Annotated in this window: 18 protein-coding genes and 1 pseudogene; 7 read left to right on the top strand and 12 right to left on the bottom strand. The window is 73.0% G+C overall.

All coding sequences use genetic code 11. The features are described 5' to 3' along the window. Nucleotides 1–170: 170 nt before the first annotated feature. The 3 genes and pseudogenes from ACZ7MG_RS02050 to ACZ7MG_RS02040 all read left to right on the top strand — a co-directional run. Nucleotides 171–575, top strand: a pseudogene (locus ACZ7MG_RS02050) (uracil-DNA glycosylase); the annotation flags it as partial. Next, a complete protein-coding gene (locus ACZ7MG_RS02045) occupies nucleotides 572–1552 on the top strand; it encodes an N-acetylglucosamine kinase (protein ID WP_471385884.1) in 981 nt (326 codons plus the stop codon). The pseudogene ACZ7MG_RS02050 and the gene ACZ7MG_RS02045, both read left to right, overlap by 4 nt. Nucleotides 1553–1759: 207 nt before the next feature. Beyond that, the gene (locus ACZ7MG_RS02040; protein WP_471385886.1) at nucleotides 1760–2683 is read left to right on the top strand and encodes a sirohydrochlorin chelatase; all 924 of its coding nucleotides are present in this window, start codon (nucleotides 1760–1762) and stop codon (nucleotides 2681–2683) included. A gap of 118 nt (nucleotides 2684–2801) precedes the next feature. On the opposite strand, the gene ACZ7MG_RS02035 is transcribed toward ACZ7MG_RS02040, so the two are convergent. Both ACZ7MG_RS02035 and ACZ7MG_RS02030 read right to left on the bottom strand, forming a co-directional pair. After that, on the bottom strand, nucleotides 2802–3908 hold the full coding sequence (locus ACZ7MG_RS02035) for a lactonase family protein (protein ID WP_471385888.1): 1107 nt from the start codon (nucleotides 3906–3908) through the stop codon (nucleotides 2802–2804). 168 nt (nucleotides 3909–4076) lie between these two features. Beyond that, complete coding sequence (locus ACZ7MG_RS02030) at nucleotides 4077–6044, bottom strand: FUSC family protein (protein ID WP_471385890.1); 1968 nt, start codon at nucleotides 6042–6044, stop codon at nucleotides 4077–4079. Nucleotides 6045–6328: 284 nt separating this feature from the next. On the opposite strand from ACZ7MG_RS02030, the gene ACZ7MG_RS02025 reads away from it, so the two are divergent. Continuing rightward, nucleotides 6329–6817, top strand: coding sequence for an Lrp/AsnC family transcriptional regulator (locus tag ACZ7MG_RS02025; RefSeq protein ID WP_471385892.1), 489 nt, complete (start codon nucleotides 6329–6331; stop codon nucleotides 6815–6817). A gap of 88 nt (nucleotides 6818–6905) precedes the next feature. Further along, nucleotides 6906–7592, top strand: a complete 687-nt coding sequence (locus tag ACZ7MG_RS02020; protein WP_471385893.1) for an HAD family hydrolase — start codon at nucleotides 6906–6908, stop codon at nucleotides 7590–7592. A gap of 79 nt (nucleotides 7593–7671) precedes the next feature. Here the strand turns inward: ACZ7MG_RS02020 and ACZ7MG_RS02015 are convergent, their stop codons facing one another. From ACZ7MG_RS02015 to ACZ7MG_RS02000, 4 genes are all read right to left on the bottom strand, one after another. After that, a complete protein-coding gene (locus tag ACZ7MG_RS02015; RefSeq protein WP_471385894.1) occupies nucleotides 7672–10338 on the bottom strand; it encodes an immunoglobulin I-set domain protein in 2667 nt (888 codons plus the stop codon). Between the two features lie 89 nt (nucleotides 10339–10427). Beyond that, a complete protein-coding gene (locus ACZ7MG_RS02010) occupies nucleotides 10428–10967 on the bottom strand; it encodes a hypothetical protein (protein WP_471385895.1) in 540 nt (179 codons plus the stop codon). Between the two features lie 124 nt (nucleotides 10968–11091). Further along, nucleotides 11092–12084 (bottom strand): HtaA domain-containing protein, encoded by a 993-nt coding sequence (locus ACZ7MG_RS02005; RefSeq protein ID WP_471385896.1) that lies wholly within the window; start codon nucleotides 12082–12084, stop codon nucleotides 11092–11094. A gap of 106 nt (nucleotides 12085–12190) precedes the next feature. Then, complete coding sequence (locus ACZ7MG_RS02000; protein WP_471385898.1) at nucleotides 12191–12988, bottom strand: LPXTG cell wall anchor domain-containing protein; 798 nt, start codon at nucleotides 12986–12988, stop codon at nucleotides 12191–12193. A 93-nt stretch (nucleotides 12989–13081) separates the two neighbouring features. On the opposite strand from ACZ7MG_RS02000, the gene ACZ7MG_RS01995 reads away from it, so the two are divergent. Beyond that, nucleotides 13082–14140, top strand: coding sequence for a heme/hemin ABC transporter substrate-binding protein (locus tag ACZ7MG_RS01995; RefSeq protein ID WP_471385900.1), 1059 nt, complete (start codon nucleotides 13082–13084; stop codon nucleotides 14138–14140). A 194-nt stretch (nucleotides 14141–14334) separates the two neighbouring features. On the opposite strand, the gene paaE is transcribed toward ACZ7MG_RS01995, so the two are convergent. Genes paaE through paaA form a run of 5 tightly spaced genes read right to left on the bottom strand, consistent with a single transcriptional unit; the run spans nucleotide 14335 to nucleotide 18310 of the window. Continuing rightward, nucleotides 14335–15621: a 1,2-phenylacetyl-CoA epoxidase subunit PaaE gene (paaE, locus tag ACZ7MG_RS01990; RefSeq protein ID WP_471385902.1), complete on the bottom strand. Its 1287-nt coding sequence runs from the start codon at nucleotides 15619–15621 to the stop codon at nucleotides 14335–14337. Next, the gene (paaD, locus tag ACZ7MG_RS01985) at nucleotides 15621–16136 is read right to left on the bottom strand and encodes a 1,2-phenylacetyl-CoA epoxidase subunit PaaD (protein WP_471385904.1); all 516 of its coding nucleotides are present in this window, start codon (nucleotides 16134–16136) and stop codon (nucleotides 15621–15623) included. Before paaD ends, paaE begins: the two co-directional genes overlap by 1 nt. After that, the gene (gene paaC, locus ACZ7MG_RS01980) at nucleotides 16130–16957 is read right to left on the bottom strand and encodes a 1,2-phenylacetyl-CoA epoxidase subunit PaaC (RefSeq protein ID WP_471385906.1); all 828 of its coding nucleotides are present in this window, start codon (nucleotides 16955–16957) and stop codon (nucleotides 16130–16132) included. Before paaC ends, paaD begins: the two co-directional genes overlap by 7 nt. Nucleotides 16958–17012: 55 nt before the next feature. Further along, nucleotides 17013–17309, bottom strand: a complete 297-nt coding sequence (gene paaB, locus ACZ7MG_RS01975; protein WP_086785833.1) for a 1,2-phenylacetyl-CoA epoxidase subunit PaaB — start codon at nucleotides 17307–17309, stop codon at nucleotides 17013–17015. Beyond that, nucleotides 17306–18310, bottom strand: a complete 1005-nt coding sequence (gene paaA / locus ACZ7MG_RS01970) for a 1,2-phenylacetyl-CoA epoxidase subunit PaaA (RefSeq protein WP_471385908.1) — start codon at nucleotides 18308–18310, stop codon at nucleotides 17306–17308. The genes paaB and paaA overlap by 4 nt, the downstream gene beginning before the upstream one ends. A gap of 213 nt (nucleotides 18311–18523) precedes the next feature. Between paaA and paaK the strand changes: the two genes are divergently transcribed. Next, nucleotides 18524–19843 carry a phenylacetate--CoA ligase PaaK gene (gene paaK / locus ACZ7MG_RS01965; RefSeq protein ID WP_471385910.1) on the top strand — a complete coding sequence of 440 codons (1320 nt, stop codon included), beginning with the start codon at nucleotides 18524–18526 and terminating at the stop codon, nucleotides 19841–19843. Nucleotides 19844–19965: 122 nt separating this feature from the next. On the opposite strand, the gene ACZ7MG_RS01960 is transcribed toward paaK, so the two are convergent. Further along, nucleotides 19966–21537, bottom strand: coding sequence for an amidohydrolase (locus tag ACZ7MG_RS01960; protein ID WP_471385911.1), 1572 nt, complete (start codon nucleotides 21535–21537; stop codon nucleotides 19966–19968). Nucleotides 21538–21585 lie beyond the last annotated feature (48 nt).

Genomic DNA, 21585 nt, shown 5'->3' with positions numbered 1-21585 from the left:
CGCCGCGTACACCGCTACTCTTCCTCCTCAGCAAGGTCATCGAGCCGGTCCAGCAACTCTCGTAGCCGGTCACCGGGAAGGAGGGGAGCCTGTTGCAACCAGTGATCAACCCACTCCGTCACGGTCATGACGCCTCGCCGACCTCTCCTCGCAGATACACGGATCCCGGAACTCCCGCACACGCGGTGGGGCTGTCCTTCTCGGTCGCGCAGGAGGTACGGCCGCTGCCGGGCAGTCTGCTCAACATCTACCGGGAGCTGAATACCGACCTGGGCGTCGGCCGGCCGTCCAACGGCGATCTGACGCCCTGGACCCAGCAGGGGGTGCTGCTCAACAGGGCGCTCACCACGGCCCCGCGCAAACTGGCCGCGCGCGGGCGACCCCTGGTCTCCATCCTCTGGGGCCGCGACGCCCGCAATCTGCGCCCGCTCCTCGGCGACCTGCCGTCCATCGAGTCCGCCCACCCCTCCCCCATGTCCGCCGACCGGGGCTTCTTCGGCTCCCGTCCCTTCAGCCGGGCCAACGAGCTGCTGAGCCAGCAGGGCGGCGCTCCCGTGGACTGGCGCCTGCCGTGACCGGCGGCGAGCCCCCCGTCGTCCTCGCCGTGGACTCCGGCGGCTCGGGGCTCCGCGCGGTGCTGGCCCGGGGCACCGAGGTCCTCGGCGAGCCGGCGCTCTCCGGGGAGGCGGTACGGACCGGTGCGCGCGGGATCGACGCCGGGGAGTTCCTGGAGCGGCTGCTGCCCCTCGCACGGCGGTTGCTCGACGCCGCCGGATGCGACCGTCCGGCGGCGGTGGCCGTCGGGGCCGCCGGGTTCGCGACGCTCGGCGAGCAGCTGCGTGCCGAGTTGCCGGGGGCGCTGACACACGAGCTGGGGGTGCGCCGGGTCGCGCTGGCGGCCGACGCGGTCACCGCGTACACCGGCGCCCTCGGTGCCCGGCCGGGTGTGGTGATCGCCGCCGGTACGGGCCTGATCGCGATCGGCACGGACCTGACGGGCTGGCGCCGGGCGGACGGCTGGGGCCATCTGCTCGGGGACTGCGGCGGCGGCGCGTGGATCGGGCGGGCGGGGCTGGAGGCGGCGCTTCGGGCGCACGACGGGCGGACCGGCGGTTCGGCCCCGCTGCTGGCGCGCGCCGAGGACATGTTCGGCCCGATGGAGGGGCTGCCCGGCCGGTTGTACCCGAGGCCCGACCGCCCGGCGGTCCTCGCGTCCTTCGCGCCCGAGGTGGCCGCCTGCGCCGGGGACGACCCGGTGGCGGCGGGCGTACTGCGCGAGGCGGCCCGGCACCTGGCCGACGCGGCGGCGGCCGTCTGCCCGGCCCCGACCTCAGGTGAGCCCCGAGTGGCCCTGACCGGCGGTCTGTTCAAGCTGGGCGACCCGCTGCTCGGCCCGCTGGAGGCCGAGTTGGCACACCGGCTGCCGTACGCGCGACGGGTGTCGGCGGAGGGGGATCCGCTGACGGGAGCCGTGCGGATCGCGGCAGCGCTGGCGGCCGGCGGGCTCGGGTTGCCGTACGACGAGCGGATGTTGTACGTGACGGATACGTGATGGCCGAAAAATAGTACCTGAAACAGGGAGTAATCCAGCCTGTCGGACAAGCTGCACCGTGGTCACCCAAGTGCACCGCTCTGCAGATAAATGCGGTATCGATCGGCCCTGATCACCCCGTAACTCATCAGACAAAACAGGACGGATACCGCTCACCTGCACCCTCCCCGAACAGGGGAGCCCAAGAAGCCAGTAACATGCGGCGCCATGAGCTCCCCCACTGGGCCCGCGTCCGGCCTGCCAGTACGAATGCCGCGACCCCGCCAGCCCGGGCGGCACCGCCGCCCGGAGCCCCTGGCGGCTCCCGAGGGCGCGCCCGCGCTCGTCCTCGCGGTGCCCGGCACGCCCAGCGCCGCCACGCGCGGCCTCGCCGAGGAGGTCGTGAGCATCGCCCGCTCCGAGCTGCCCGGCCTCGACGCCCGCATCGGCTACGTCGACGGTGGCGCCGACGAGTTCCCCACGCTGCAGTCGGTGCTCACGCACGCCGCCGAGGAGCGCACCGCCCGCTACGAGCAGGCGCGCGCCGCCGGTCACGACGTCAAGGAGCCGGACGGCCCCGTCGCCGTGGTCGTGCCCCTGCTGGCCGGTCCGGACAGCGCCACGCTGCGCCAGGTCCGCCAGGCCGTCATGGAGAGCCGGATCGCGGCCGAGCTGACCGATGTCCTCGGTCCGCACCCGCTGCTCGCCGAGGCGCTGCACGTGCGTCTGTCGGAGGCCGGTCTGGCGCGTGCCGACCGGGCCCGGCTGTTCACCGTCGCCACCGCCGCGGACGGCATCGTGCTGGCCACCGTGGGCGGCGAGGAGGCCGTGCAGGCCGCCGGGATCACGGGCATGCTGCTGGCCGCGCGGCTCGCCGTGCCGGTGATGGCCGCCGCCCTCGACCAGGAGGGCTCGATCACCTCCATCGCCGAGCAGCTGCGCTCCTCCGGCTCCCAGCAGTTGGCGCTCGCGCCGTACCTGATAGGGCCGGAGATCGACGCCGGTCTGATCGAGGCGGCCGCGTCGGAGGCGGGCTGCTCCGCCGCCGAGGCGCTCGGCCCCTACCCGGCGATCGGCAAGCTGGCGCTCGGCAAGTACACGACCGCGCTCGGCATCGCGCCGCAGCAGCCGCAGGGCATGCCGGTCCGCTGAGTCCCGGCGCTCCGCCCCGGACCGTGCACCGTACGGCCCGTACGGCCGAGGGCCCGCTCCTCTCGCAGGAGCGGGCCCTCGGCCGTACGCGTGCCGCGTGCTGTCCCAGGGGCCGGGATCAGACGTCCAGGACGACGCAGGAAGCCGCGGGGGCCTCGATCGAGCCGGCCCGTGCCGGGACGCCCGTGTCCGGGTCGACGGTGAACCAGGTGATGTCGCCGGAGTGCTGGTTGGCCACGTACAGCGTCCCGGCGGCGTAGGTGAGGTCGCGGGGCCAGCGGCCGCCGCAGGGCACGGTGGTGACCAGGCGCAGTCCGTCGCCCTCGACGGCGAGCACGGACAGGACGTCCGTGCCGCGGGTGGCCGTCCACACGAAGCGGCCGTCGGGGGACACGACGACGGTCGAGGGGTACGCGTCGCCCTCCGGGGCTTCGGGAAGCACCGGAGTCTCTCCCAGCGCCTCCAGTGGGCCGTCAGGGGCGTTCCAGCGGCACACGGTGACCGTGGGGGCGAGTTCGTTCAGCACATAGACGTACGATCCGGCCGGTTCGCGGTCCCGGTCGCCGTCCGCGTTGCCTGGGTGGAAGGCGAGGTGGCGTGGGCCCGAGCCCGGTCGCAGGGCCGTCTCGTGGTGCGCGACGGGGACGCCGTCCTCCAGGGCGCAGACCCGTACCGAGTCCGTGCCGAGGTCGACGCCGAGGAAGCGGTGGCCGCTCGGGTCGGGCAGCACCTGGTGGGCGTGCGGCTCCTGCTGGTGGCGGGGGTCGGGCCCCGATCCGGTGTGCCAGAGCGTGCCGGACGCGGGTGCCGCGAGGGTGCCGTCGGGGCGTACGGGGACGGCGGTGACGCTGCCGGAGCCGTGGTCGGCGGTGAGGACGTGGCCGGCGTGCACGGTGAGGTGGGTGGGGCCGGCGCCGACCGCCACCGGGGGGCCGGTCAACTCGGGCTTGTCGCCCGTCACCCGGTAGGCGGCCACGGCTCCCCGGGGCCGCTCGCTGACCGCGTAGAGGGTGGCCCCGTCCGGAGAGAGGGCGAGGTAGGACGGGTCGGGGACGTCGTCCGCGCCGCCCAGGACGGTGAGCGCGCCGGTCTTCTCGTCGACGGCGGCGACGAGGACGCCGAGCCCTCCCGTCGACGTGAACGAGCCGATGTACGCCCGTCGTCGCCGCGGTCCGCCCGCCGCGTCCACGTCCCTTTCCACGTCCGCATCCGCATCCGCTGTCATTGCCGTCCCCTCCCGCTCGCCTGGTGTGCGGGAGGACAGTAGCAGGAGGTCTAGACCAAAGCCCCGGGGCAGGGGCGCGGACCGGGTTCCGTACGCCCCGCGCACGCCTCCGGCTCCACCGCACGCGGCGCCCAGGGCGCGCGCCGGGGGCGCCCGGCGGGTGTCGGCCTACGAACCGGCGGCCCGCGAGCCCGGGGCGGCCGCACCGAGGGGCCTCGCCAGCTCCGCCAGCGCCGTCTCCAGATTGCGCAGGTGCGTCAGGGCGCAGCCGCTTTCGAGCCGGGAGGAATCTGTGCGCGCGGTCTCTGACCAGGATGCCTGTGCCCGCAGGGCCTCTGACCGGACGGCTTTTTCCCGCGGGGCCTCCGGCCGGGAAACCTCAGTCCGGACGGCCTCTGCCCGCAGGGCCTCTGGCCGCAGGGTCTCCGACCGGACGGCCTCTGCCTGCGGGGCCTCCGGCCGGGAAACCTCGGTCCGGACGACCTCCGTCCGCAGGACCTCCGGCCGGGAAACCTCGGTCCGGACGACCTCTGACCGCAGGGCCTCTGGCCGGACGGCCTCCGTCCGCAAGGCCTCCGGCCGGACGGCCTCTACTCGCGAGGCCTCCGGCCGGGAAACCTCGGTCCGGGCGGCCATGGTCGAGGAAATGACCGTCCGCGAAGCCGTCGTCCGGGAAGCCCGCGCCCGGAAAGCCGGTGTCCGGAAAGCCGTCGTCCGGAAAGCCGGTGTCCGGGAAGGCGGCGTCCGGGAGGGCGTCGCCCGGATCGTGGTGGGTGTTTGGGCGTCCGGCTCTGTCAGGGTCTCCACGGCGGTTTTCACCTGTCGGCAGGCGGCTATCAGGGCGGCCTCGCGTGATCCGGCCGGGTCGGCTGTGGCGGAGACCAGGGCGCGCACCTCGCCGACGCAGTGGTCTAGGAGGCGGATGGCCTCGCGGGCGCGGGCCTTGCGGGCCCGGTGGGGGTTCAGGGGGTGGACCAGTGGGGCGAGGGCCATCCGCGCCCTGCCGAACAGCAGTTCAAGCTCGGCGGCGTGCGGGCTCGGGTCGGCGCCGGGGACGCCCTCCAGCCGGGCGGCCGTGGCGGTCGCGGCGGCGTGCACACAGTGCAGCGCCCGCTGGATCCAGGCGTCGTTGGTGGCGTGTGTGGTGACCGGCAGGACGAGGACCACGGCCAGCATGGCGCAGACCGCGCCCACCCCCGTCTCGACGAGGCGGAGCGCCAGCAGGCCGGGGTCCAGGACGCCCAGCAGGCCGTAGAGGAGGCTGGCCATGACGGTGACCGCCAGCATCATCCAGGAGTACGAGAGCGCCGCCGTGTAGAAGATGCCGAAGACGCAGACCGCGACCAGCGCGGCCGACGGCGCGGGCGCCCCGTCGAGCGGGACGGCGACGAACAGTCCGACGGCGACACCGATCACGGTGCCCAGGACCCGGCGGAAACCGCGGACCAGGGTCTCGCCGCGGGACGCGGTGTTGACGAAGATCCACCAGGCGGTGCCGACGGCCCAGTACCAGCGGTCCTCGGAGAGCGCCTGGCCGACGAGCAGCGCGACGCCGCAGGCGACCGCGGCCTGGCAGGCCTGCCGGGTGGTGGGCCGCGCCAGCCCCGTCCCGGGCGGCCCGGCGGGGAGCGCGACGGGCCGCAGTGAGCGCTCGATCGGCCACAGTACGAACCGCACCGCGCCCGCCACCAGCAGGGCGAGGGTCATGGCCGCGTACAGCTCGGGCAGGTGCGCGGGGACGGCGTGGAGGAACTGCGTGACGAAGAAGCTCATGAACGCGAAGATCCCGAGTGCCTGGCCGCGCGGCCCCCAGCGGCGGGCGTAGACCCCGCAGAAGACGGTGGCCACGAACGCGAGGTCACGGGCGGCGGTGCTGTCGTGCAGGGCGGCGGCCAGGGCGAGCACGGGGAATCCGGCCACCGGCAGCAGGGCGGTGGTGAGCCGCTGGGCGGGGACGGTCGCGTCGGTGACGGTGAACAGGGCGAGCAGGGCCGCGAGTCCCGCGGTGATGGAGGCGGGGAGGGAGAGGCCGCAGAGTTCGGACACGGCCACGGCGGCGCCCACCCCGAGGACGGCGCGGAGCGCGTTCCGCAGGCGTAGCAGCCCCGGATCGGGAGCTGTGAACATCCTCTTCATGACCGTGTGCCGCCCCTTGCCGTGGTGCCCGCCCCGTCCGCGGCCGGCCGGGGTCTCCGGTGGGCCGCGGGCACGGCGAAGGCGCCGCGCTCCGGACCGGCCTCGTCGCCGTCCGGCACCGCGCGGCGCCGTGAGTTACGTGAATAGGGCAGAGGTACCACCTCCCACCCCATTGGCTCAACACAGGCTCGCGCGAGTGATCCATTGGTACAGTCTTGGGGTCAGATCGTCGGCATCTGGTAGGCCAACGGAACAGCTTACGGAACAGAGGGAGGCGGCGGACCATGGCCGTGGACGAACTGGACACCCGGATCCTGCGGCTGCTGCTGGACCAGCCGCGCACCAGTGTGCGGGAGTACGCCCGGATCCTCGGTGTCGCCCGGGGCACGCTCCAGGCCCGGCTGGACCGGCTGGAGCGCGACGGGGTGATCACCGGCACGGGTCCCTCGCTCTCCCCCGCCGCGCTCGGCCACCCGGTGCTGGCCTTCGTGCACATCGAGGTGACCCAGGGGCATCTCGACGACGTGGGGGACGCGCTGGCGGCCGTACCGGAGATCGTCGAGGCGTTCTCGATCACGGGCGGCGGCGATCTCCTGACCCGGGTCGTGGCCCGGGACAACGCGCATCTGGAGGACGTCATCCAGGCGCTGATCAGCCTGCCGGGTGTGGTGCGCACGCGCACCGAGGTGGCGCTGCGGGAGCGGGTGCCGTACCGGCTGTCGCCGCTGGTCGAGTCGATCGGCTCGGCGGCGGGACGGCCGGTGGGGAACTGACCCGCGGGGTCCCGGGACCCCGGGGCCCCCAGGCCCCTTGGGCCCTTGGGCCCTTGGGCCCTTGAACCCTCCTGGCACCCTGGATTTCATGAGCACTATCCGCAGCACTTCGGTCATCTTCGATCTCGACGGAACGCTCGTGGACAGCGAACCGAACTACTACGAGGCGAGTCTGCGCATCCTCGCCGAGCACGGCGTCACCGGCTTCACCTGGGCGGACCACGAACGGTACGTCGGCATCAGCATCCAGGAGACGGTCGCGGACTGGCGGGAACGGTACGGTCTCGTCGCCCCGGCCGAGGCGATCGTCGCCGCCAAGAACCGCCACTATCTGGAGCTGGCCCGCACCGGCACCCGGGTCTACCCGGAGATGCGGAAGTTCGTGGAACTGCTCGCGGCCGAGGGGGTGCCCATGGCCGTGGCCTCGGGGTCCTCGCGTGAGGCGATCGAGGTGATCCTCGGCGGCACGGGCCTCGGCACGTATGTGAAGACCGTCGTGTCGGCGGAGGAGGTCGACCGCGGCAAGCCGGCGCCCGATGTGTTCCTGGAGGCCGCCCGTCGGCTCGGGGTCGTCCCGGCCGACTGTGTCGTGCTGGAGGACGCGGTGCCGGGAGTCGCCGCCGCGCACGCGGCCGGGATGCGGTGCGTGGCGGTCCCCTATCTCGCCGGCCAGGCCGACGATCCGGCGTTCGCGACGGCGGGGCTGCTGGTGCGGGGCGGACAGGAGGAGTTCACGGCGCGGGAGGCGTACGACTGGATCCTGGCGTCGGGTTGAGGAGCGGGGCAGGACGCGCGGAGCCCGGTCCGCCGAGGGTGTCGGTGGACCGGGCTCCGCCCGTGCCGTGGCGTCGGGATCAGACGGCCGTGCCGTGTCCCGCCTTGCGGGCGCGCCGGTGCAGGAGCCAGCCCGTCACGGTGAGCGCGGCGGCCGAGGCGGCCACGCCGAGCACGGTCATACCGGTGGAGGCGAGGCTGCCGCCGCCCCCGGTGGTCGTGGTGCCGCCCGTGCTCGTGCCGCCGGAGGAGGTCGAACCGCCGCTGGAGCCACCGGAGGTGGACGTGCCGCCGGCGGTGTCTCCGCCGCCGGTGCTCGTCGTACCGCCGTCGCCGTCGTCGGTGTCCACCGGGTCCTGGCCGACGAACGCGACCGGCACCTTGACGTCCTGCGAGCGGTCGCCGGACAGGGTGTGGTCGGCGCGGGTGGCGAGGACGCAGGTGGCCTTGAAGCAGTCGGTGTACTCGTCCTTGGCGTCGATGGTCAGCTCGACCTCGAACGTGCCGCCGTCCTCGTACGGGATCGCCAACTCCTCGCCGTAGTCCGGCGGGTTGGAGGAGATCCACGCGGAGGAGTGCGACCCGCCCGTCATGTCGACGCCGCCGATGCACGGGGTGGGCAGTTCGCCGGCGCCGTTGTCGACGCAGAGGGCGACGTAGATGCCCTTCTTCTCGTCGTAGCCGGAGCCGGTGACCTTCAGGGTCTGCTGCTCGGTGGCGAGGTTGTTGACCGGGGTGACGGTGAGCTTCTGGCCGTCGGAACCGGTGACGGTCTTCGTGCCGGACGGCTCGTCGTCCTCCCCGTCCCCGTCGCCGTCCCCGTCGCCGTCTCCGTCGCCGCCGCCGCCGGTGGTGTCGTCGGCCTCGGTGACGGTGAGGGTGAAGGGGGTGGTGCGGGTGGTGCCCACGGAGTTCTTGAACACCGCGCGGTACTCGTAACCGTCCTGCGCCGCGCGTGCCTTGAAGGTGTACGTGTTCGCCGTCGCGCCCTTGATCGCGGCCCAGGTCTGGGCGCCGTCGGCGCTGACCTCCCAGGTCACGGTGGGTTCGGGCGTGCCGTCGGCGGCCGCGACGAAGGAGACCTCGTCGCCGGGTGCCACGGTCCGGTCGGTCGGGGTCTGGGTGACCTTCGGGGACATCTGGCGGTCGAGCTTGGTGATCTCGCCCTCGGAGGGGCTGCCGACGTAGACGGTGGTGCCGCCCGGGGCGACCGCGACCGAGGCCGCGCCGTTCTGGGACTCGTTGTCCGCCAGCTTCACGGGCGCCACGGCCTGGGTGTAGCCGGTGGTGTCGTACACGGCGAGGTGGCTGGTGCGGTCGCCGCCGTTGCCGGAGTCGCCGTTGTCCTGCCAGACAACGAAGGCCCGGCCGGTGGCGGTGTCGAAGGCGAGGTCGGCGGCCTGGTCCGCCTCGGCCCCCGTCGGGGCGTCGATGGTCTTCAGGAGTTTGGCGTCCTTGTCGTAGACGCGCACCGTGTTGTCGCTGCCCACCCAGGCGTTGCCGGTGGCCGGGTCCGCCTCGATGAACTGGACGTCGGCGGAGAGTTCGGCCGAGGCGGTCACGGTGAAGGAGTCGGTGTCGACGCGGCGCAGGGTGCCGCCGGCGGTGCCCGCGGACCAGGCCGCCTTGTGGGCCTTGTCGACGCCGAGCAGGGAGCCGCCCTCCAGGGTGAGGACGCGGTTCTCCAGCGGGACGGCGGTGGCGGTGTCCACCTCGGAGAGGGTGGCGCCCTGGGCGACCAGGACGGTGGAGTCCTTGGTGCCGGGGCCGATCCCGGTGACGTTGGCGCCCGCGATCCACTTGCCGGTGGCCGCCGTGTCACCGGTCTTGGCGGTGCCGATGCCGCGCAGCGCGAACTGGAAGACGGCGCCGTCACCGGCGAGCGGGGCGGCGATGCGCACGACGGCACGGGGTGCGAGCGTGCCGGTGGTGCCCGGGGCCTGGGCGACGTGGCCGAGGCTCTTGCCGTCCACCGGGTCGAGGATGTGCAGGCCGCGCTCGTCGACCGTGCCGGAGGCGGCGAAGTTGTCCGAACCGGCGTACAGCTTCCCGGTCGTGGGGTGCAGCATCAGGTCGTTGACCTTGCCGGCCGCGGTGAACGCGGCGGACTCGACATAGGTGACCGTGCCCGCGGGCACGTCCTCGCCCTCGCCGCCGTCCCCGCCGCCGGTGTCCTGGCCCTCGAAGCCGACCGGGACACGGACGTCCTGGGAGCGGTCGCCGGAGTTGCGGTGGTCGACGCGGGTGACGACGGAGCAGACGACCTGGGTGCAGTCGACGCCGTTGTCCTCGGCCTTGATGTCGATCTCGACGTCGAAGGTGCCGCCGTCGCCCCAGGCGATGGCGAGGCTGCCCTCGTAGGGGTCGCCCTTGGGGACGATCCAGTGGGAGGAGCTGCCGGTGCCGCTCTGGTCGGCGCCGCCGATGCACGGGGAGGGGATCTTGCCGTCGCCGTTGTCCTTGCACAGGGCGACGTAGATGGCCTTCTTCGTGTCGTAGCCGGAGCCGGTGACCCGCAGCTTCTCGCCGTCCGGGTCGAGGTCGGCGGAGGCGGAGACGGTCAGTTTCTGACCGTTCGCGCCGAGACCGGTCTTCGGGGTGTCGGCGGCCTGGGCGGCGGTGCTCACCGTGACGGCGGTGACCGCGGCGGCCACCAGCGCGGCGGCTCCGAGCAGCGCCGCGGGACGTCTCAGCCACAGCCGGCCGCCCCGGCCCGGCCCTCGCCGGTCCGTCGTGTCGTCTCTCATGGGTTCCTCATTCGTCTGGTGCGCCCGCCACGCACCCGGGGGACGCCGAGGGCCGGGCCCCCGTCGAAGGGGCCCGGCCGGTGGGGTGGTTACGAGAAGCTGATGGGGACGTGGACGTCGTACTTGCGGTCGTTGGTGTCGAAGTGGTCGGCGCGGGTGACCACGGCGCAGGTGACGTCCTCGCCGCAGACGCTGCCGTCGTCGAGGGTGGCCTTGACGAAGATGTTCACGCTGAAGGTGCCGCCGGTGCCGAACTTGGAGCTGTTGGCGAAGAGGCCGCCGAAGGTGTTGTTGATCCAGTGCGAGGCGCCGGTGGCGCCGGTCTCGTCCTGGCCGCCGAGGCACGGGGTGGGCTTGTTGGCGCCCTGCGCGCCGTCGACCACGCAGAGTCCGACGTAGATGCCCTGGCCGGTGTTGAAGCCGGAGCCGGAGACGGTGACGACCTGGCCGGACGCGGCGGCCGAGTTCGGCGCGGTCACGGACAGGTTGTAGGTGGTGCTGCCGTCGACGATGGTGCGGGTCGCGGTGGCGGCGGAGGCCGAGGTGGCGAGGCCCAGGGTCAGGGCGGAGGCGGCGACGGCGGCGAGGCCGGCACGGGCGGCGGTACGGGTGGAAGGAACGACTCTCATCGGGAGAGGACCTTTCTCGTCAACGGTTGGCGGGACACACCCGTCAACACTTAGGTAAGGCTTACCTAACCTTGCTCTTGATCTCTTTGTCAACAGAAAGCAAAGGGCGCCACAACTACGTTGCTCAGGACGGGGTTTCGGCGGCGAGCACGGTGAACTCCGCTGCCGCCTCACGGCCTCCGGTCACGGAGTACAGCCGTACGGTGTGCACGCCCTCGGTGGCGGTGTCGTACACCGGGAAATCGCGGGCGACTTCACCCGAGTCGTCGGCCACGGCCTGGTAGCGGGTGTCGTCGTCGATCGCGACCAGCACGACCTCACCCGGTGCGAACCCCGCGCCGGTGACCTGCTGTCCGGCGCCCGCGGCGAGGCTCGTGAACTTCACGGCCGCGGAGAGGGTGTCCGCTGCGGCCCCCTCGGAGCCGGGTGCCGTCGTACCGTCCGTGTCCGTGTCCGTGTCAGCGTCCGGACCGGGCGCGGATGCGTCGTCGCCGGACGCGTCGCCCGGCGGGTCCTCCGACTGCCCGGCCCCGGAGGCGCCGGTGCCCACGGTCACGTCGAGCGGGGCGAGTTCGTCCCCCGCCGTGTACGCCTGACCGCTCCACTCGGCGAGCAGCGCGGCGCCCTCGGCCGTCAGTGACACACTGAGGCCCGACCAGGTCGCACCGCCGCCGCGCACGGTCGGCGGGGCGGAACCCGTATCGACCTCGGCCAGCGTCAAGTCGCCGCTCTCCCCCGCCCGTTCGGCCCGCACCCGGAGGGCGCCGGTGCCGCCGTCGAGCCGCAGGCGCAGTTCGCTGAGGGTCAGGGTGTCCGTGCCGGTGCCGGCCAGCCGGATCGAGCCGTCGAAGCCGACGTCGGCGTCCCCGGCCTTCGGGGTCGTGCTGCCGCCGTCGACCGGGAACCAGGTACGGCCGCCGGAGCCGCGCACGGCGGGCGCCCCGGCCGTCACCGTCACGCCGGCACCGCCGACCGCCCCGAACGTCGGCGCCCAGCTCGCGAATCCGCCGGACACCTCACGGGGCGCGCCGGGCGCGTCCTGCGCCGTCGCCGTGCCCTGGCAGAGCAGGGCGAGCAGCACGCCCGCCGCCGTCACCGCGGCACCAGGTCTGTTCATCAACTCGAAGTCCTCCCTGGAACGTCGGCCGAGCGGCCGACGGAACGCCCCGCATCGGGGGCGTCGACTGTCATGTGGACGGCTGCCGTCCGTCGTCGACATGCCGTCAGCTCGCGCCGGACGCGTCGGCGGTACGGCGTCGGCGCGCCCACACCCAGGCCGCGCCGCCCGCCGCGACCAGCCCGGCCGCGGTGATGCCGAGCGGGACGGCGGCGCTGCCGGTGCTGGCCAGCGGGTCGTCCGACGTGGTCGTGTCGCCCGATGTGCCGCCGGTGGTGCCGGTACCGCCGGTGGTCGTCGTGCTCGCGCTCGCCGACGGGGTCGCGGTGCTGTCGGCGCCGGAGTCGCCGCCGCTGCCGCCGTCGTCGGCACCGGCGAAGGTCACCGGGATACGGACCGTCTGGCTCTGGTCGCCGCCCCGGGTGTGGTCGTTGCGGGTGATCACGGAGCAGGTCACACCGGACTTGGCGCAGTCCGTGTTGGCGTCCTTGGCCCGCACCTTGAGCGACACGGAGAACGTGCCCTTGTGCCCGCTGCCCTTGTAGGGCTTGGCCAACCCCTCCCCGTACGAAGGCGGGTTGGAGGAGATCCACACCGAGGCACCGGAGTCGCCGGACATGTCGACGCCGCCGATGCAGGGCGTGGGGGTCTTGCCGGCGCCGTTGTCCACGCAGAAGGCGACGTAGATGCCCTTCTCGGTGTTGTAACCGGTGCCGGACACGGTGACCGTCTCGCCGTCCGGGTCGAGTCCGGCGGATTTGGAGACGGTGAGTTTCTGGTCCTCGGGGCCGGTCGCGGAGCCGCCGGCGGCCACCGCCGAGGGGGCCGGGAAGAGGATCAGGGCACTCGCGACGGCGACGGCCGCCGGGGCCGCGCGCAGGGCTCGTAGGCCACATCTGTGCATCGGTGTCAGCACTCCCACCATAGGAAACTCAGGTAAGGCTAACCTAAAGTAAACGAACACCCGGTTGGAGCGGTAGACATGGAAGGCGGTCCGATGCGTAGGTCCGGAAGACCTCAACTCACCATCGTCCGAAGGGGAGTTGCCGCACTTGCCGTTGCTTTCGCGATGCTGGCGGCCGGATGCGCAGGCGGCGACGGGGGCAGCGAAGACAAGGGGGCGAAGCCGTCGCCGTCGTCCGCGAGCGCCCGGGCGGCCGCGGCCCAGAAACTGCTCAAGACGAATTCCCTCGTCCCGCTGGAGGGTGCGGCGCCGACGCCGAAGCTGCCCGTCACCGTCGACTCCTCCGACGGCCGGAAGGTCACCGTCGAGGACGCCTCACGGATTCTTCCGCTCAACGGGGGCATCGCGGAGATCGTGTTCACGCTGGGCCTCGGGGACAAAGTGGTCGGCCGGGACATCACCGCGACGTTCGAGGAGGCCAAAGGCCTTCCGCAGGTGACCAAGGCGCACGATGTGAGCGCGGAGAGCGTGCTCTCGCTGGAACCGACCGTGGTGCTCGCCGACACCGACACCGGGCCCGGTGAGGCCGTCGACCAGATCCGGGACGCCGGGATTCCCGTGGTCGTCCTCGATCCGGCCAACGAACTCTCCGATGTGACCACGCGGACGACTCGGGTGGCGGAGGCGCTGGGTGTCCCCGCCGCCGGGAAGGCGCTCAACGAGCGGTTCGCGGGCGAGTTGAAGGCGGCGCGGGCGGCGGTGCCGGAGGGGAGCCGGCCGAAGGTGGCGTTCCTGTACATGCGGGGGTCGGCCGCGGTGTATCTGATCGGTGGGAAGGGGTCGGGGGCGGACTCGCTCATCGACGCGGCCGGGGCGGAGGATGCGGGGGTGGGGGCCGGGCTGGACAAGCCGTTCACTCCGATCACCAGTGAGGCCCTCGTCAAGGCTCAGCCCGATGTGATCCTCATGATGAGCAAGGGGCTTGAGTCGGTGGGTGGGGTTGACGGGCTGGTGAAGATTCCCGGGATCGCGGAGACGCCGGCGGGGATGGATCGGCGGGTGGTGGACCTTGAGGACGGGGTGCTGCTCAGCTTCGGGCCGCGTACGCCGCTTGTGATCGACATCTTGGTGGAGCGGCTGCATCAGGGGTGAGCCGGGGGGAGGGGGCGGTGGGGTTCGTTGTCGGGTGCGGGCCCGGTGGGGCTTCTCGCGCAGTTCCCCGCGCCCCTGAAAAGCATGGGCTGCGCCCGACGCTTTTCAGGCCCGCAGGGGCCTGGGCTTTTAGGGGCGCGGGGAACTGCGCGAGAAGCCCCGCCGGGCCGCACCCGACACCCAGCCCCCAACCCTCACGTATCGAAGTCCACCGTCAACGTCTCCGACACCGGGTACGACTGACACGTCAGGACATAGCCGGAGGCAACCTCCGCCGGCTCCAGCGCGAAGTTGCGCCGCATGTCCACCTTGCCGGTCGTGACCAGCGCCCGGCAGGTCCCGCAGACACCGCCCTTGCAGGCGAAGGGCAGGTCGGGGCGGGTGCGTTGGGCACCGTCGAGGACGCTGCGGTCGCGCGGCACCGCGGCCGTGGTCGTGCGGCCGTCGAGCGTGACGGTGACCTCGCTGACCGGGCCTTCGGCGACAGCCTCCTCGTGCCGGGCCTCCCGGACGGGCTCGTCGTCGGCGTAGAACAACTCCTGGTGGACGCGGTCGGCGGGGACGCCGAGGGCGGTCAGGACCGACTGGGCGTCGCGGACCATGCCGTGCGGGCCGCACAACCACCAGTGGTCCGCCGTGCCGACGTCGACGAGGGAGCCGATCAGCGCCGAGAGCCGCTCGGCGTCGAGGCGGCCGGAGAGCATCTCGGCCTCGCGGGGTTCACGGGACAGCACATGGGCGAGGTGGAACCGGGCCGGGTACAGGTCCTTGAGGTCGGCCAGCTCGTCGGCGAACATCACCGTGCCGGTGCGGCGGTTGCCGTAGAAGAGGGTCACCGTCGAACGCGGGTCGGCGGCGAGCACCGACTCGGCGATCGAGACCATGGGGGTGATGCCGGAGCCGGCCGCGATCAGCACATGATGGCCGGGGGCGGTGAGGTCCGGGGTGAAGAATCCGGTCGGGCCCATCACCTCGACGGTGTCGCCGGGGCGTACGTCACCGACGAGCCACGACGAGAACAGCCCGCCCTGCACCACCCGCACCCCGATGCGCGGCGCCGTACCGGCCGGCGAGCAGATCGAGTACGAGCGGCGTTCGTCGCGTCCGTCGATCTCCCGCCGCAGGGTCAGCGACTGCCCCGGCGCGAACGCGAACTCCTCCGCCAGCTCCGCCGGGATCTCGAATCCGACGGCGACGGCGTCCTCGCAGAGCGGCTGCACGGAGGCCACCCGCAGGGCGTGGAAGGCCGGGCGGCGGCGGGCGCGCGAGCCCACCGCGGGGGCGGCGGAGGCGACCGGCCCGGGCTGCCCGGAGTCACCCGAAGAAGCCACCTCCAAAACACCGAAGACCCCCGAGGCAGGCCGTCCCGCCGCGTCCGACGCGGGCGCGTCCGAAGCGGCCGCAGCCGGCTCGGCGGCACCCATCGGCCCTCGCGTCCCCACCCGCAGGCCTCCCGTCGGTTCTTCCTGAAGGCCTTCCATCAGATCTCCTTGACGTGCTCGAACGGCTCGCGGCAGCTGTGGCAGCGCCACAGGGACTTGCAGGAGGTGGCGGCGAAGCGGGAGGTCTCCTCGGTGTCGGCCGAGCCGCAGCGGGGGCAGGCGACCGACCGCCGGGTGGCGGACAGGAGGAGGGGGACCGGGCCTCGGGGGGCCGCGCCGGGCGGGGCGATGCCGTGCTCGGTGAGCTTGCGGCGGCCGGCCTCGGTGATCCAGTCGGTGGTCCAGGGCGGGTGCAGGGCCGTGCGGATCTCCACCCGTTCGTACCCGGCGGCGCGCAGGCGTGCCGCCACGTCCGCGCGCATCTCCGCCATCGCCGGGCACCCGGAGTAGGTGGGGGTCAGGCTCGCGACCACGGTGCCGTCGTCGGTCAGTTCCACGTCCCGCAGGACGCCCAGTTCGGCGAGGGTCAGCATGGGCAGTTCGGGGTCCGGCACCTGCTCGGCGATGTGCCGGGCGCGCCGGGCGGAGCGGGCCTCGGTCGGCGTGGTCACCATGTCGCCTCCGGATGCGCGCGGGCCACGCTCTGCAACTCGGCGAGCAGCGGCGCCAGATGTTCGGTGTGGTCGCCGGTGCGGCCCGCGCCCGACAGGGGCCGGTACACCGGCATCGGCAGCCCGGCCGCCTCGGTGACCTGGCGGAGCACGGCGGCGACCTCGTCCCGTACGTCGCAGGCGGTGAACAACTCACCGAAGTACGGGGCGACTTGCTCCATCGCCTTGCGGATCCGGCGGTGCGACTCGTCCGTGCCGTCCCCCAGCCGCACGGCCCACTCGGCGGCGTACTGCCGGTGGTACGTCAGCTCCTTGACGCCTTTCGCCGCGATCGCCGCGAGCACCGGGTCCGGGTGACCGGTGAGCCGCTCGAAGTGGGCGAGGCGCCAGCTGGACAGGACGAGCAGCCGGACGATCGAGAACGCGAAGTCCCCGCACGGGAGTTCGGCGAGGCGGACGTTGCGGAAGTCGCCGGCGTCCCGGAAGTAGGCGTACGCGTCCTCGTCGCGCCCGGTGCCGTCGACCTGCCCGGCGCGGGAGTACAGCAGCCGGGCCTGGCCGAGGAGGTCGAGGCCGATGTTGGCGAGGGCGACCTCCTCCTCCAGCTCGGGCGCGCGGGTGGTCCACTCGGCGAGCCGCTGGGCGGAGACCAGGGCGTCGTCGGCCAACGCCACGCAGTCGGCGGCCAGTTCGGCGAAGTCCACGCCCTCCGGCACGGTCGTGTCGACGCCGTGCAGCGGGTCCTCGAAGCCCGTGCCGTAGGCCCAGCGGGCGTCGTCCTCGTGTCCCTCGGCGAGGGTCAGGTAGACGTGGTCGTCACTCATACCCTGTTCCTCCCTGCCCTGCTCCGCCATGCCCTGCCCCTCCATACCCTGCTCCTCAGATGTGCGGGACATCGTCGGGGATGTCGTAGAAGGTGGGGTGGCGGTACACCTTGTCGGCGCTGGGCTCGAAGAACGGGTCCTTCTCGTCGCGGGTGGAGGCGGCGATGTGCTCGGAGCGCACCACCCAGAGGGAGACGCCCTCGTTGCGGCGGGTGTAGAGGTCGCGGGCGTGGGTGAGGGCCATCTGGTCGTCGGCGGCGTGCAGCGAGCCCACATGGACGTGGTTCAGCCCGCGCTTGCCGCGTACGAACACCTCGTACAGCGGCCAGTCGCCCTTGTTCGTGCCGGTCATGCCGCCGTCCCCTTCCGGGCTCGCTCGCCGCGCTTCGCCGCGTGGGCGGTGGCCGCCTCGCGCACCCAGGCGCCCTCCTCGTGGGCGGTGCGCCGGCGTTCCATCCGCTGGTCGTTGCAGGGTCCGTCGCCGGTGATCACGCGCTTCAGCTCGGCCCAGTCGGGGGTGCCGAAGTCGTGCCGGCCGCGCTCCGCGTTCCAGCGCAGCTCCGGGTCGGGGAGGGTGACGCCGAGCTTGTCGGCCTGTGGGACGGTCATGTCGACGAAGCGCTGCCGCAGCTCGTCGTTGCTGTGCCGCTTGATCTTCCAGGCCATGGACTGCGCCGAGTTGGGCGAGGCGTCGTCGGGCGGGCCGAACATCATCAGCGACGGCCACCACCAGCGGTCCACCGCGTCCTGGACCATCGCGCGCTGCGCCTCGGTGCCGCGCATCATCGTCAGCAGCAGCTCATAGCCCTGCCGCTGATGGAACGACTCCTCCTTGCAGATCCGCACCATCGCGCGCGCGTAGGGCCCGTACGAACTCCGGCACAGCGGCACCTGGTTGCAGATCGCCGCGCCGTCCACGAACCAGCCGATGACGCCCACGTCGGCGAAGCTCGCCGTCGGGTAGTTGAAGATCGACGAGTACTTCTGGCGGCCCTCGATCAGCCGCCGCGTCAGGTCCGCGCGGTCCGCGCCCAGGGTCTCGGCCGCCGAGTAGAGGTAGAGCCCGTGGCCGGCCTCGTCCTGGACCTTGGCGAAGAGGATCGCCTTGCGGCGCAGCGAGGGCGCCTTGGTGATCCACTCGCCCTCGGGCTGCATGCCGATGATCTCCGAGTGCGCGTGCTGCGCGATCTGACGCACGAGCGTCTTCCGGTAGCCCTCGGGCATCCAGTCGCGCGGCTCGATCCGCTGATCCCGCGCGATCGTCGCCTCGAAGTGCTCCCGGAGAGCGTCCTCGGCGTCCGGAGGCCCCTCGTCGGCCCGCGACGGCGCCCCGGCGGAGTCTGTCGTCCTCATCGATACCAGCTTCCCAACCCGAACCGACCTACCAACCGACCATTCGTTCGGTACCAGTGTGACGCGATTCGAGCGGCCGGGCAAGACCCGCACGCCCCCCGTACGCGATCAGCGCCTTCTTGACAGGCGCCGAGCCCCCTCGATTACATGACGGTGACGCACGGCAACCGAATGGTCGGTCGGCTCACGGTGCGGTGGGCACGAAGGAGCACGATGAGCGCCCTGGGCGAACCCCTCCCCCACGACCTGCTCGACGACGGCGAGCGCCTCGCCCCCGAGCAGCTGCGGGAACTCCAGCTCGACCGGCTGCGTGCCACCTTGCGCCACGCGTACGACCACGTGGAGCTGTACCGGAAGAAGTTCGACGCGGCCGGGGTGCGCCCCGACGACTGCCGCTCCCTCGACGATCTGGCCCGGTTCCCGTTCACCACCAAGGCAGATCTGCGGGACACGTACCCCTTCGGCATGTTCGCCGTGCCCATGGCGGACGTACGCCGGGTGCACGCCTCCAGCGGCACGACCGGCCGCCCCACGGTCGTCGGCTACACCGAGAACGACCTCTCCCTGTGGGCGGACGTGGTCGCCCGCTCGATCCGGGCCGCCGGCGGGCGCCCCGGGCACAAGGTGCACATCTCCTACGGGTACGGCCTGTTCACCGGCGGCCTCGGCGCGCACTACGGGGCCGAGCGCGCCGGCTGCACGGTGATCCCGGCCTCCGGTGGCATGACCGCCCGGCAGGTCCAGCTCATCCAGGACTTCCGCCCCGAGATCATCATGGTCACCCCGTCGTACATGCTCACCCTGCTCGACGAGTTCGAGAAGCAGAACATCGACCCCCGCACCAGCTCGCTGAAGGTGGGCATCTTCGGGGCCGAGCCGTGGACCGAGGAGATGCGCCGGGAGATCGAGGAGCGGGCGGGTCTGCACGCGGTCGACATATACGGTCTGTCGGAGGTGATCGGCCCGGGTGTCGCGCAGGAGTGCGTGGAGACCAAGGACGGCCTCCACATCTGGGAAGATCATTTCTTTCCGGAGATCGTCGACCCGGTCACGGACGCCGTCCTGCCCGAGGGCGAGGAGGGCGAGATCGTCTTCACCTCCCTCACCAAGGAGGCCCTGCCGGTCATCCGCTACCGCACGCGCGACCTGACCCGGCTGCTCCCCGGCACCGCACGGCCCGCCTTCCGCCGGATGCGGAAGGTCACCGGCCGCTGCGACGACATGATCATCCTGCGCGGGGTGAACGTCTTCCCCAGCCAGATCGAGGAGATCGTGCTCCGGACCCCGGCCGTGGCCCCGCACTTCCAGATCCAGCTGACCCGCCGGGGCCGCCTGGACCATATGACCGTCCGGGTCGAAGCACGGCCGGACACCGGCCCGGAGCAGCGGACGTCGGCCGCCTCGGCCCTCACCCAGGCGGTCAAGGACGGGGTGGGCGTCACGGTGGAGGTGACGATCGTGGACCCGGAGACCCTGGAGCGCTCAGTGGGCAAGCTGAAGCGGGTCAAGGACCTCCGCGACGCCGGGGCCTGACGACTCCGGGCCGGCGGCGACGCGCCCCGTCAGGGGCGCGGAGCTGCGCGACCAGCCACGGACGGCCTGCGGCCAAGACCTGACCGCAAGCCCTCCATCTCCCTCAGAGCCCCCGGTCTCCCTCAGAGCCCCCGGTGCACCACATGGCCCCCGGTCACCGTGAGCAGCACCGCCGCGTCGGCGACCTCGTCCGCGGGCGCCTCCACGGGGTCGACCGCCAAGGCCGTCAGATCGGCCCGCAGCCCCGGGGCGACACGACCGGCGACATCGCTCTCACCGGCGGCCAGCGCCGCATGTGTCGTACAGCCCTCCAGCGCCTGCAACCCCGTGAGCCCGGGCCCCGACGCCGCCGCCCCCCTCGGCTCCCTGGCCGTCGCCAGCACGCCCCGCGCGTCGTAGGGGGCGATGGGCCAGTCCGACCCGAGGGCGACGACCGCACCCGCGTCGCGCAGATCCCGCAACCGCCAGGCCCGCTCCGCACGCTCCTTGCCCAGCCGAGTCGACCACTCGTCGGACAGGTCGGCCCGGGTGAAGTCCGTGTGCGGCGGCTGCAGGGAGGCGATCACCCCCACCTCCGAGAACCGCGCCACCAGCTCGTCCGGCACCGACTCGATGTGCTCGACCCGGTGCGCGAGCCGCCCCCCGGGCCCCAGCGAGGCGACCGTGTCGAGGACATGGCGCACGGCGGCGTCCCCGATCGCGTGGGTCACCGTACGCACCCCGGCCCGGTGCAGCCGCCGTACGGCGTCGCTGTACGCGGCCGGGTCGGGCCAGAACGCGTCGGTGCCCTGGCCGTGGCAGTCGGGGTGGTCGAGCCAGGCGGTGCCGCCCTCGACCGTGCCGTCCATGAAGAACTTCACCCCGCCCACCCGCCAGTGCCGCCCGCCCCGGCTCTGCAGGGCGACGAGTTCCGCGAGGTCGTCCGCGTCGGCGCCGGGCATGCACCAGGGCGCGAAGCGCAGGCGCAGCGGCAGCACCGACTCCTCGGCGACCGCGCCCACCAGGTCGGGGTCGCCGAGGTCCATGACATGGGCGCCGGTGAGTCCGGTGGCGGCCATCTCGCGGAGCAACTCGCCCAGCCGGGCGCGGCGTTCGGCGTAGGACGGCCGGGGCATGACGGGTTCCAGCAGCCCCATCGCGGCGTGCTCGACGAGATGGCCGGTGAGCCGTCCGTCGGGGTCGACGGCGAGGTGTGAGCGCTGGGCGAAGGCGCGGGGGCCGGTGATGCCGGCGGCCTTGAGCGCGGCGCCGCTGGCGAGGGCGGAGTGGCCGTCGTACAGGCGCAGGAAGGCGGGGGCGCCGTCGAGGACGTCCTCGACGAGGGCGCGGTCGATGGGGCGCCCGGCGAAGACGTTGTGGTCGAGGCCGTAGCCGATGACCCAGCCGTCGATCCGCGCGCCCGAGGTGAGCGCGGCGCGCAGTCCGGGAAGGTCGGTCACGGCGGTGAGGTCGATGCCGGTGGCCATGTCCAGGCCCCACACGGGGTGGCTGTGGCTGTCCACCAGGCCGGGCACCAGCCGGCCGCCGCCCAGGTCCACGACCTCGGTGCCGGGCCCGCGCCAGTCCCGTACGTCCGCCGTCTCCCCCACGGCGGCGATCAGACCGTCGCGGACGGCGACCGCGGTGGCGTACGGCCGCTCCGGGTCGAGGGTGCGGACGTGGGCGCCGGTGATGACGAGGTCGGCGGTGGGCATGGAGAGGTCTCCTCCGGTGGTGAGGCGGGGGCGGCGGTCGGCCGAGGG

The sequence above is a fragment of the Streptomyces sp. NPDC107538 genome (genome assembly GCF_055657445.1).
Note: the sequence above shows the minus strand (reverse complement) of the source record. Positions and strands in the feature narration are given on the sequence as shown.

Coding starts and splice junctions, on each gene's coding strand:
- ACZ7MG_RS02040 (WP_471385886.1), top strand. CDS start 1,760: ATGAGCTCCCCCACTGGGCCCGCGTCCGGCCTGCCAGTACGAATGCCG.
- ACZ7MG_RS02035 (WP_471385888.1), bottom strand. CDS start 3,908: ATGACAGCGGATGCGGATGCGGACGTGGAAAGGGACGTGGACGCGGCG.
- ACZ7MG_RS02030 (WP_471385890.1), bottom strand. CDS start 6,044: ATGAAGAGGATGTTCACAGCTCCCGATCCGGGGCTGCTACGCCTGCGG.
- ACZ7MG_RS02025 (WP_471385892.1), top strand. CDS start 6,329: ATGGCCGTGGACGAACTGGACACCCGGATCCTGCGGCTGCTGCTGGAC.
- ACZ7MG_RS02020 (WP_471385893.1), top strand. CDS start 6,906: ATGAGCACTATCCGCAGCACTTCGGTCATCTTCGATCTCGACGGAACG.
- ACZ7MG_RS02015 (WP_471385894.1), bottom strand. CDS start 10,338: ATGAGAGACGACACGACGGACCGGCGAGGGCCGGGCCGGGGCGGCCGG.
- ACZ7MG_RS02010 (WP_471385895.1), bottom strand. CDS start 10,967: ATGAGAGTCGTTCCTTCCACCCGTACCGCCGCCCGTGCCGGCCTCGCC.
- ACZ7MG_RS02005 (WP_471385896.1), bottom strand. CDS start 12,084: ATGAACAGACCTGGTGCCGCGGTGACGGCGGCGGGCGTGCTGCTCGCC.
- ACZ7MG_RS02000 (WP_471385898.1), bottom strand. CDS start 12,988: ATGCACAGATGTGGCCTACGAGCCCTGCGCGCGGCCCCGGCGGCCGTC.
- ACZ7MG_RS01995 (WP_471385900.1), top strand. CDS start 13,082: ATGCGTAGGTCCGGAAGACCTCAACTCACCATCGTCCGAAGGGGAGTT.
- paaE (WP_471385902.1), bottom strand. CDS start 15,621: ATGGAAGGCCTTCAGGAAGAACCGACGGGAGGCCTGCGGGTGGGGACG.
- paaD (WP_471385904.1), bottom strand. CDS start 16,136: ATGGTGACCACGCCGACCGAGGCCCGCTCCGCCCGGCGCGCCCGGCAC.
- paaC (WP_471385906.1), bottom strand. CDS start 16,957: ATGAGTGACGACCACGTCTACCTGACCCTCGCCGAGGGACACGAGGAC.
- paaB (WP_086785833.1), bottom strand. CDS start 17,309: ATGACCGGCACGAACAAGGGCGACTGGCCGCTGTACGAGGTGTTCGTA.
- paaA (WP_471385908.1), bottom strand. CDS start 18,310: ATGAGGACGACAGACTCCGCCGGGGCGCCGTCGCGGGCCGACGAGGGG.
- paaK (WP_471385910.1), top strand. CDS start 18,524: ATGAGCGCCCTGGGCGAACCCCTCCCCCACGACCTGCTCGACGACGGC.
- ACZ7MG_RS01960 (WP_471385911.1), bottom strand. CDS start 21,537: ATGCCCACCGCCGACCTCGTCATCACCGGCGCCCACGTCCGCACCCTC.